At 65.2% G+C, this 9407-nt stretch carries 7 protein-coding genes; 4 read left to right on the top strand and 3 right to left on the bottom strand.

Going from position 1 to position 9407, the window contains the following annotated elements; all coding sequences use genetic code 11:
- Positions 1-119 precede the first annotated feature (119 nt).
- Positions 120-1334, bottom strand: coding sequence for a PucR family transcriptional regulator (locus tag ACTIIH_RS15130; RefSeq protein ID WP_441452707.1), 1215 nt, complete (start codon positions 1332-1334; stop codon positions 120-122).
- A 229-nt stretch (positions 1335-1563) separates the two neighbouring features.
- On the opposite strand from ACTIIH_RS15130, the gene ACTIIH_RS15125 reads away from it, so the two are divergent.
- The 3 genes from ACTIIH_RS15125 to ACTIIH_RS15115 all read left to right on the top strand — a co-directional run bounded on the left by ACTIIH_RS15125 (position 1564) and on the right by ACTIIH_RS15115 (position 6131).
- Positions 1564-2895: an MFS transporter gene (locus ACTIIH_RS15125; protein WP_441452706.1), complete on the top strand. Its 1332-nt coding sequence runs from the start codon at positions 1564-1566 to the stop codon at positions 2893-2895.
- Between the two features lie 84 nt (positions 2896-2979).
- Complete coding sequence (locus tag ACTIIH_RS15120; RefSeq protein WP_441452705.1) at positions 2980-4740, top strand: thiamine pyrophosphate-dependent enzyme; 1761 nt, start codon at positions 2980-2982, stop codon at positions 4738-4740.
- 122 nt (positions 4741-4862) lie between these two features.
- On the top strand, positions 4863-6131 hold the full coding sequence (locus ACTIIH_RS15115) for a M20 family metallo-hydrolase (RefSeq protein WP_441452704.1): 1269 nt from the start codon (positions 4863-4865) through the stop codon (positions 6129-6131).
- Between the two features lie 396 nt (positions 6132-6527).
- Here the strand turns inward: ACTIIH_RS15115 and ACTIIH_RS15110 are convergent, their stop codons facing one another.
- A complete protein-coding gene (locus tag ACTIIH_RS15110) occupies positions 6528-7121 on the bottom strand; it encodes a hypothetical protein (RefSeq protein WP_441452703.1) in 594 nt (197 codons plus the stop codon).
- Between the two features lie 427 nt (positions 7122-7548).
- On the opposite strand from ACTIIH_RS15110, the gene ACTIIH_RS15105 reads away from it, so the two are divergent.
- Complete coding sequence (locus tag ACTIIH_RS15105) at positions 7549-8445, top strand: nucleotidyltransferase domain-containing protein (protein ID WP_441452702.1); 897 nt, start codon at positions 7549-7551, stop codon at positions 8443-8445.
- A 321-nt stretch (positions 8446-8766) separates the two neighbouring features.
- Here ACTIIH_RS15105 and ACTIIH_RS15100 read toward each other — a convergent pair whose 3' ends face one another.
- Positions 8767-9345 (bottom strand): PIN domain-containing protein, encoded by a 579-nt coding sequence (locus ACTIIH_RS15100; protein ID WP_441452701.1) that lies wholly within the window; start codon positions 9343-9345, stop codon positions 8767-8769.
- Between the last annotated feature and the right edge of the window lie 62 nt (positions 9346-9407).

Raw genomic sequence — 9407 nt, 5'->3', positions numbered from 1 at the left:
CGAGAGATAGACACGCTAGCAGCGTGAGTGACTCCAAACAGCTTGACAGGGCGCGCGCATAACGCAAATGCTGGGCGCACACACTTTGAAGCAGTTGTTGCGCTGGAACCCTGCGGCACTCACGCCCAACCGACGACGAGGCGGGCCGCTTCGGCGGGGATCATCGGATCGACTCCGGTGAGGTCCGCGAAGCGGCGCAGACGATTCGCCACAGTATTGCGATGGCAGAACAGCTGCGCGGCAGACGCACCGATGCTCCCCGAAGCGAGATAGACCTGCACCGCCTCGATGAGGCGGTCTCGCTCGACCGGACCGCAGGCGGCCAGCGCGGACTCGACATCGGCGAGGATCGGATTGCCGGCGGCATTGAGGGAACGTGCGGCCAACCGCGCCCACCCGCTGCGCCACGTCATCGCAGTCGTCTCATCAGCGGCGATGACATCAGCGAGGTCACGTGCGGTCAGCGCCGACCGTCGCAGGGTGCCGATCCCTTCGGCGCGGACATACCCCACTCTGGTCTCGGCGATCTTGCCGGCGAGCACCCCCAACGAATGACCGGTTCCGCCACCGACCGGAGTGGAAGCAGGGTCCGCACCTTCTGGAACCTGCGTGAACGCAATGAGCACCTCGCCGAGGTGGTGCGTGAACATGGTCCCGCCCGCGCGGGCATGATCGGAGATGATCACCCGCAGCGTCCGGACATCATCCCCGGTGGCAGCGATGACGAGCAGCGGAGAGTCGACATCGAGACCGAGCCCGGTCGCGATCCTCGACAGGCGCTCCGAGGTGGGATCGGGATCATCGAAGAGGCTTGCGATGAGGCCCGCATGCACCGAATCCTCTTCCGCGCGCATCCGAGTGCGCTCGGCGGTATAGGCCTGTTGGACCTGCGAGACGTATTCGTCGACGGTGGATAAGACGATGCCGGTGTGCCTGATGACGAGTTCCGCATCCTCCTGATTCGCCACTCGGGTGAGCACTTCCCAGAGCACGTTGAAATCGTGGCGGATCGCGGTCATGAGCGCCTCGAGCGGGATTCTTGCCCGCGCCCGGGAGACCCCGACCTCGGTCGAAACCGCCACTGGCCCGTCGAACCCACCGGATCGCAGTCCCTCGATGAGGGTGGAGAAGGAGCGCTGACCGGTCCGCCGCAGCTCCGAGACCGGAATCGGTGCGGGATCGTAGCCGGAGACCGTGACGACGCGGGTCATGAACCGATCGGTCAGCTCATCGAGATCGAGAGCGTCGAGGAGCTCGAGCCAGCGGCGTTCGTCTCCGGGCTCCGGACGGTCCCGAAGCTGTCGTGTGCCCGCAATTCCATCCTGTTCATCCATCACAGCGTCCAGAATATGTGCATCTGCACAATCACTGCACGCTTTTCCGCGACAAATGTGCCTGGAAAGAGACGTACGACACTCGGTAAGGTCGATATCTACCGGTCACACACCACCGAATGCGACCGGTGCGAACGACTCGACCGACACCGGACCCGCATGGGCCCACCGGCCCAGCCGCCGACCGGCGGAGCCGCGGACCGCGTCCCGATCCTCAACGGAGCACACTATGAGCGAGCAGAACACCACGGCGTCCGCCGAGCTCAATGCCACAACGGAACTGAGCATCAAGGACGCAAACAAGGTCGCCGCCGGCGCCCTGATCGGCACCGCCCTCGAGTGGTACGACTTCTTCCTCTTCTCGGCCGCGGCCGCCCTGATCTTCAACGTCCAGTACTTCACCAGCGAGAACGCCACCGCAGCTGCGTTGGCCTCCTTCGCCACCTTCGGCGTCGGGCTGGCCGCTCGTCCCATCGGCGGTCTGATCTTCGGCCGCATGGGCGACAAGATCGGGCGCCGCAAGGTCCTGCTCATCACGATCATCGGCATCGGCGTCGTCACCGGACTCATCGGCCTCCTGCCGACCTATGCTGCGATCGGCTTCGCCGCCCCCGCCCTGCTCGTCCTCCTGCGCATCCTCCAGGGTCTCTTCGTCGGCGGCGAATGGTCGGGCGCGATGACGCTCGTCGTCGAGAACGCCCCGCTCCACCTGCGTGCCCGTTATGCAGCGATCCCGCAGATCGGCTCCCCGATCGGCACGATCCTGTCCTCCGGCGGATTCTTCGTCATGACCCTGCTGTTCTCACAGGAGAACTTCAACTCGTTCGGCTGGAGGATCCCGTTCCTCATCGCCCTGCCGCTGCTCGTCGTCGCTGTCTACCTGCGTTCCCGCCTCGAGGAGTCACCGGTCTTCCGCCAGCTCGAAGAGTCCGGAGAAGTCGAGAAGAGCCCGATCAGCACGACCTTCCGAGACTCGTGGAAGCAGATCATCATCGGCATGGCCGCGGCCCTGCTCGGCGTCGGCGGCTTCTACCTCGTCACCGCGTTCTGCGTCTGGTACGGCGTCAACATCCTCGGGTACACGAACTCCCTCCTCCTGCTCGGCAGCATGGTCGCCGCCGCCGTCGAGATCGGAGCCCTCATCTGGGGCGGTGCCCTGGGCACGAAGTTCGGCGCCTCGAAGGTCATCCTCTGGGGTGGAATCGCCTCGGCGGTCGTCGCGGTTCCCGCGTTCTTCATGTTCGAGTCCGGCAACCCGGTCCTCGTCGTCATCGCCATGACCTTGGCCGTGTCCACTCTGTCCCTGCCCTACGCGGCATCGGGCACCGTGCTCACCGGACTGTTCCCCGCCACCACCCGCTACACGGGTGTGGGCATGGCGCAGAACGCCGCAGGCATGCTCTCCGGGTTCATCCCGCTGCTGGCCACGAGCTTCGTCGCCTCCGCCGGAGACCACTGGTGGCCGGCCGCCGCGATGCTCGTCTTCCTCTCCCTGTTCACGGCCTTCGCCGGCTTCGTCGCTCCTCGGATGAGCGTCGACCTGCCCGGCTTCAAACACTGAGAACCGCACAGCGCTGAGAACCCAGCCCAACACCGGGCTGGGAGCCCCGGACCCCTGACCGTTCGATCCTCGAAAGGACACCCAATGTCGCGTTCCGCCGGCCACCTCATTGTCGACACCTTGGAGAGCGCGGGCATCGAACGCGTCTACGCGGTGCCCGGCGAGTCCTACCTCGACGTCCTCGACGGACTGTATGACGCGAACATCGAGACCGTCGTGTGCCGGCAGGAGGGCGGTGCGGGGTTCATGGCGCTGGCCGAATCCCGGCTGACCGGTCGCCCCGGAATCGCCATGGTCACCCGCGGTCCCGGGGCGGCAAACGCGATGATCTCCGTGCACACCGCTTGGCAGGATGCGACCGCGCTCGTCCTGTTCGTCGGCCTCGTCCCCCTCAATGACCGGTCCCGCGAATCCTTCCAGGAATTCAGCCTGCCCGAATGGTTCTCCTCGACGGCAAAGCGCGTGCTCACCATCGATGATGAGGACCGTGCCGGTGAGATCACCGCCGACGCCCTGCGCATCGCCGCATCCGGTCGCCCCGGCCCCGTCGTCGTCGGCCTGCCCGAGGATGTCCTCGTCCGTCTCACCGAGGCCCCCACTCCGGCCCTCCCCGAGGTGGCCCCACCGACTCCTGCCCCCGCCGTCATCGATGGCTTGGCTTCGCGGATCGCGGCGGCGAAGCGTCCCGCATTCGTGCTCGGCGGGGATGGGTGGCACAACGGCTGCGGAGCCGAGCTGGCCGGTCTGGCCGCCTCGGCGGGGGTGCCGGTCTTCTGCGATTGGCGCGCCTACGATGCGATTCCGCATTCCTCGCCGGCGTGGGCGGGTTGGCTCGGCTACGGTCGCGCCGATGCTGTGGCGGCCGGTTTCGCCGAGGCGGACCTCGTCGTCTTCGTCGGCTGCACCCGCTCCGATGTCTTAAGCGACGGGTACACGATCGGCTTCGACGCCGAGACCGTTCTCGTCTCCCTCGATATGGAGGCCACCCAGCACGCAGGGCGCATCGATGAGCACATCATCGCCTCCCCGGACTCCTTCACTCGCGCCCTGACCAGGACCGATGCCGGTGATGCACGGAACGGACGCCAACTGCGCGGTGACCGGACGGATGTGTGGATGCAGTCACGCGCGGACGCGCAGGCCCGGTTCGCCGCTCACCGTCCCGACGCCGAGGCGGCACCGGAGAATCCGAGCCGTGCCGGGGTCGATCTCGGGGTGGCGTTCGGGATTCTCGATGACCGCCTCGGCGGGGAGGCGATCCTCACCTACGGGGCGGGCAATGCGACGATCTGGGGGCACCGGTTCATCCGGCATGAGCGCCCGTCCAGCCTCGTCGGAGCCCGCAACGGGGCGATGGGTCTCGCCGTTCCCGCGGCGGTGGCGGCTTCTCTGGCGCACCCGGAGCGTCGTGCGGTCGCGGTCTGCGGCGATGGGGACTTCCTCATGAACGGCCAGGAGATCGCCACGGCCTTCGCCCACGGCGGTTCACCGCTCATCATCGTCATCGACAACGGCGTGTACGGCACGATCGTGTCCCACCAGGAGAACCACTATCCCGGGCGGCCCTCGGGCACGCGGATGGTCAACCCGAACTTCGCGGCGTGGATGTCGGCATTCGATCTCGGCAGCTCGGGGGCCGCCTCGGCGGGGGTCTCCGGCTCTGTTCCACCGGGAGCAGACGGCACTGCAGTGGGAGCGGGAATGATCGGCCACGGCGAGCGCGTCGAGGCCACCGAGGACTTCGCAGCCGCGCTCGACCGGGCCTTGGCCCACGACGGGCCTGCTCTCATCCATCTGCTCATCGATCCGGCGACGATGCCTCCGGCCGCCGACGAAACCGCCTGATCAATCCTGGTGCCCGCCGCGGTGGGCACATCTCTTCTGACACCGGCACCGCCGGCGCTGCACCCTTCCATCCCACCGTCGCAGGTCACCCCGCCCGCGACACCGTCTCGAAAGGACCCCTCATGACCGTTTCACCCTCCCTGATCACCGCCGATCGCGAAGCCGAGTTCCTCGCCGATTGGGCCGTGCATTCACGATTCGGCGCCGTCGAGGGCACGAACGGGGTCGACCGGCAGGCGGCGAGCGCCGCCGATGGCCAGCAGCGGAAATGGTTCGAAGAGCTGCTCGTCAAGCACGGTTTCAGCGTGCACCGGGATCCGATCGGCAATCAGTTCGGGCTCCTCGAGCTCGTGCCCGGTGCCCCGTATGTGCTGACGGGTTCGCATATGGATTCGCAGCCGACGGCCGGCCGTTTCGACGGCGCCTATGGGGTGATGGCATCGGCTCATGCGTGTTTCGCGATCGCCGATGAGTTGCGGGCGGACCCGTCGAAGGCGAAGTTCAACCTCGCCGTGGTCAACTGGTTCAACGAAGAGGGCTCCCGATTCAAGCCCTCCATGATGGGGTCCAATGTCTTCACCGGCAAGGCCGAGCTCGAAGCGGCCCTGACCACGCGTGATGCTGCGGGAACCACCGTCGCCGAGGCACTCGATGAGTTGGGAGAACGCGGAGACTTCACGGCCCCGGAGATCGCCTCCTACGCGGAGATCCACGTCCAGCAGGGTCGCAGCATGGAAGAGGACGGGGTGACGATCGGGCTGGTCAATGCCACGTGGGCGGCGCACAAGTACGAGTTCAAGGTCACCGGCGCACAGGCGCACAGCGGGTCGACGCTCATGGCCGATCGGCAGGATGCCCTGCTCGGTGCGGCGCGTCTGGTCGTGGCCGCACGGGAGCTCGTCGACGATTTCGAGCCCGGTGCCCTGCACACCGCGTGCGGACAGCTCACCGTCTACCCGAATTCTCCGGTCGTCGTCGCCAGCGAGGTCAGCCTGCTGCTCGATCTGCGCTCCCCCAGCGCCGAGGTGATCGCCGCGGCCCATGAGAAGCTCATGGACACGATCGGCCAGGTCAGCGCCGATGATCGTGTGGAGATCGAGATCGTCGCCGAGCACAGCTGGGATCAGAACCCGTATTCCGAGGACGGGGTCGAACTGGCCCGCACCGCGGCCGATGACTTGGGACTCACCTCGGCGAAGGTGATGACCGTGGCCGGGCACGATTCGACGAACATGAAGGACGAGGTGCCCACCGTCATGCTCTTCATTCCCAGCGTCGACGGGGTCTCGCACAGCCTGGCCGAGTTCACGAAGGACGAGGACCTCGTCTCGGGTCTCCATCACCTCACCGAGGTGGTTCGCCGGCTCGCCGCCGGCGCGCTGGCAGAGTGACCGCGAAGGAGGTCAGTCCTCCCAGGGACTGAGCAGCCTGACTCCCGTATTCGCGAAGTCAGCGACGTTCCTCGTCACCAGGGTCAGAGAGTGTGCGAGTGCGGTCCCTGCGATCAGGCTGTCCATGTCGGGCATCGGGTCAGGGACGTGCAATTGCGATGCCTGCACAGCCACTTCGGCATCGACGGTAAGAATTCTTCTGTCGAAGACCTCAGAGACCTGTTCGTCGAACCACTGCCGAAGGACGGATCCCACCGCGTGCGTCCCTCCGCTCTCTCCATCGGACTCCGATGTCGAGTTCGAGGACCGTAATAGCGCTGATGGCCAGATCGTTCGGGGTTGTGGACGAATCCATAGCCAGTTGCCGAGTGGACAGGACTCTCGGACCCGCAGTCATCAGTCGATGGAGTCGACGTCCTGGTTCTCGTCGACGAGCTTCTCCGCCAGCGGCTCCCACTTGTCGTAGGCGTCGGGGTAGCCGGAGTGTTGCACTTCCTGTGCCGCGTCACCGGGGTCGATGCTCTCCCAGTTGTCGATCTGGGTCAGTCCCGGGTTGTCGGTTCCGGAGTCGACGCCGTAGAAGGCTTTCGACGCGTACACGGTGTCGGTGACTTCGTCGTCCGATCCCCAGTTCATCGAGGGACGCTGCTGGAAGGCACCGGCGGAATCGCGGTCGCCTCCGTCGAGGTCATTGAGGCTCGATTCCTGCAGCGCGGTCATCACGGCGATCGTCTGCGCCTCCTTCGACAGGTCCGCGCCCTTGCCGACGCCGATGATGGTGCGCGCATTGCCGATCTGCTCCTCGCTCAGCTCATCGGGGTCGTCGATCCCTCCGGTCGAGCCGGAGTCGGACTGGGCTGCTTCACCCTCCTGGCTGACGCCGCCGGAGATCGGGTCGGCCGAGGCCGAGGCCGCCGTTGCCAGGGAGACTCCCCCCGCGAGGACGGCTGCGGACAGTGCAGTCACCGCAAGTGTGCGCGCACGTTTCATCTGTTCTCACTTTCTCTTGATCGGGTCCTCGACCCGGTCGGCGATTCCTGGTGCGCGGCACACGTGGTGTGTTCTGCGGCATCTGCCCTGCGGTCGGCACAGGAACATCAAAGCAGAAGGTGCCGTGGAATCGCCCCACACAACACTGACGGACCGATTGGCTCTGTTCAATGCAGAGAGACTTCGAGGTGACTTATTCTCGCCGCAACGAATCGTCATGGATCCGTGTGTAAGCGATCAGAATTCGCTGAACGCCGCGCGGTGACCAGCGGTGCTCTCACCCGCCCGTGACCGGGGTCTCTATCCGCTCGTCGGGCTGTTCGCAGGCGTGGGCCAGGGAAAGTTCAGGCGCTCGAACGCGACAGCATTGCTGCCCGCGAGCACTGCGGACGCACCGGTGGGGCGTGATCCTGGATAACCTGGCCGCATGCGCTCACAGCTGCCGCCGGACGTCGCAACCGCCATCAGGTCCTACCTGCGCTCCGCCGATCGGATCCTGCCCGGCGGCATCATTGCCTGCGCTGTCACCGGGTCGATCGCGCTCGGTGCCTACCGCCCGGGCCGCAGCGACATCGACCTCGTCGCGGTCATCGCCGACGAGTACCGCACACGGCCAGATCTCCTCCGCCGCCTGCGGCTGCTCCACCTCTCGCAGGTACCCCGCCTGGTGGTCGGTGCGGCGCGCGGGCGAGGTGTGAGCGCCTGTTGCAATACGGTCTTCATCGCCGAATCCGAGGTCGGTCAACCCGTCACCGAGATTCCGCCGATCGCTTCTCACACCGGGGAGATCTTCGACCCGAGCGGCGCGTTCGACGTCAATCCGGTGACCTGGAAGGAGCTCGTCGAAGGCGGGATCACGGTTCGGGGACGACCGATCGCCGAGTGGGATGTCGATGCGGAGCCGGAGGCGCTTCGCCCGTGGATCAGTAGGAATCTGCGCGAGTACTGGACTCCGTTGGCCGCACAGCTGCGCGTCCGTCCGTCGCGCACCCCGGGAACGCTGCTTCGTCGACTCGTGACGTCCCCGCGGGGATTTTCAGCCGGCACCGTTGCGTGGTGCGTGCTCGGTCCCGCGCGCATGCGTCGCACGCTCGCGACCGGTGAGATCATCGGCAAGGAGGAAGCGGGACTACACGCGCTGACCGCATTTCCTCAGCATGCCCCCATCACCGAGGTGGCCCTGGCCCAGGTGCGCGGCGCGCGCATTCCGTCCGCACCGTCACGACGGCAGTGGCGGGGGCTGACCGCCTCGGCGATAGAGGACATGATCGAGGACGCACTGAGAAGCCCCCTGCCTCCCGTACCGACCTCGCCGCGGCAATGATCGCCGAGCTCGAGGTACCGGAGCTCAACTATTAGGCGCTCACTCCCGGTACCGATCGTTGCAAGGTATAAGGGCCGATTGGCCCGTAATCTAGAACTGGAAGATTTGATTTGCGCTCTGCAGGTCGAGCTCTTCATCATCATCGATTGGGCCGCCCGCTCCATAGGCTATTGGCCGAGTGGCCGGAAATCCTAAGCGATATCGACCGCGAGAAAGCATGCACGCCATCAGGACTGGTTGGTCCGGCCGCGATTCCCACCCGTCCGAGGCCGAACAGGACCGCCTCACTTTTCGAGGTCTTGCCGTCTGCGCCAGTTGAAATCAATAAACGCTTTGCGCTATTTGACTCAACGCTTCGCGAACGCGCAGAGCAAACTGCTGGCATCCAGCTCTGGCAAGCGCGTCGTCCAATTGTCGGAAATTCGGCTTAGATTTCCAGTACTCGAACTGGCTGCGGACTATCGGTCGAAGACATGAAGGTGCAGAGTCCACCACGAGCAAGAAGAACTCGTCCGGAGAAATTAGCTCATATGGCTGGGAATCAGGCGTAGTGGTGATTCCGGTCGGCCGGTCCGAGGTGACAACGAGATCAGAACGAGCAGCCAGCGCCGCCGCATGTACGTGGTAGTCATTTGGGTCTTCACCTGTGAACTCAACATCGCCAGGAAAATCCTGAATTACCTCGTCGACGCATGCACGTATGAGTTCTAGGCGGTGACGCGTTCGGTGCCCCGGGGCATCAGGCTGTTCTTTACGCATATTGGCCAACACCTCAGCAAAGACATCCTCGGTCGAATGAAGTTGAAACATTCCTTCGTTGGCTTGCCTCAAGTGAAACATCCAATCAAGGAGGGTCTTACTGAAAAAGATGTTGGCATCGACAAACACTCGCTGGGGCATAAAAACAGACTAGGGCATGTCTCCTTTATTGGCGGAGCCATGTCAGGATCGCGCTGATCACG

It is taken from the genome of Brevibacterium sp., from assembly GCF_052105255.1.
GTDB classification, from domain to species: Bacteria; Actinomycetota; Actinomycetes; order Actinomycetales; family Brevibacteriaceae; genus Brevibacterium; species Brevibacterium linens_B.
Note: the sequence above shows the minus strand (reverse complement) of the source record. Positions and strands in the feature narration are given on the sequence as shown.

Coding starts and splice junctions, on each gene's coding strand:
- ACTIIH_RS15130 (WP_441452707.1), bottom strand. CDS start 1,334: ATGGATGAACAGGATGGAATTGCGGGCACACGACAGCTTCGGGACCGT.
- ACTIIH_RS15120 (WP_441452705.1), top strand. CDS start 2,980: ATGTCGCGTTCCGCCGGCCACCTCATTGTCGACACCTTGGAGAGCGCG.
- ACTIIH_RS15100 (WP_441452701.1), bottom strand. CDS start 9,345: ATGCCCCAGCGAGTGTTTGTCGATGCCAACATCTTTTTCAGTAAGACC.
- ACTIIH_RS15115 (WP_441452704.1), top strand. CDS start 4,863: ATGACCGTTTCACCCTCCCTGATCACCGCCGATCGCGAAGCCGAGTTC.
- ACTIIH_RS15125 (WP_441452706.1), top strand. CDS start 1,564: ATGAGCGAGCAGAACACCACGGCGTCCGCCGAGCTCAATGCCACAACG.
- ACTIIH_RS15110 (WP_441452703.1), bottom strand. CDS start 7,121: ATGAAACGTGCGCGCACACTTGCGGTGACTGCACTGTCCGCAGCCGTC.
- ACTIIH_RS15105 (WP_441452702.1), top strand. CDS start 7,549: ATGCGCTCACAGCTGCCGCCGGACGTCGCAACCGCCATCAGGTCCTAC.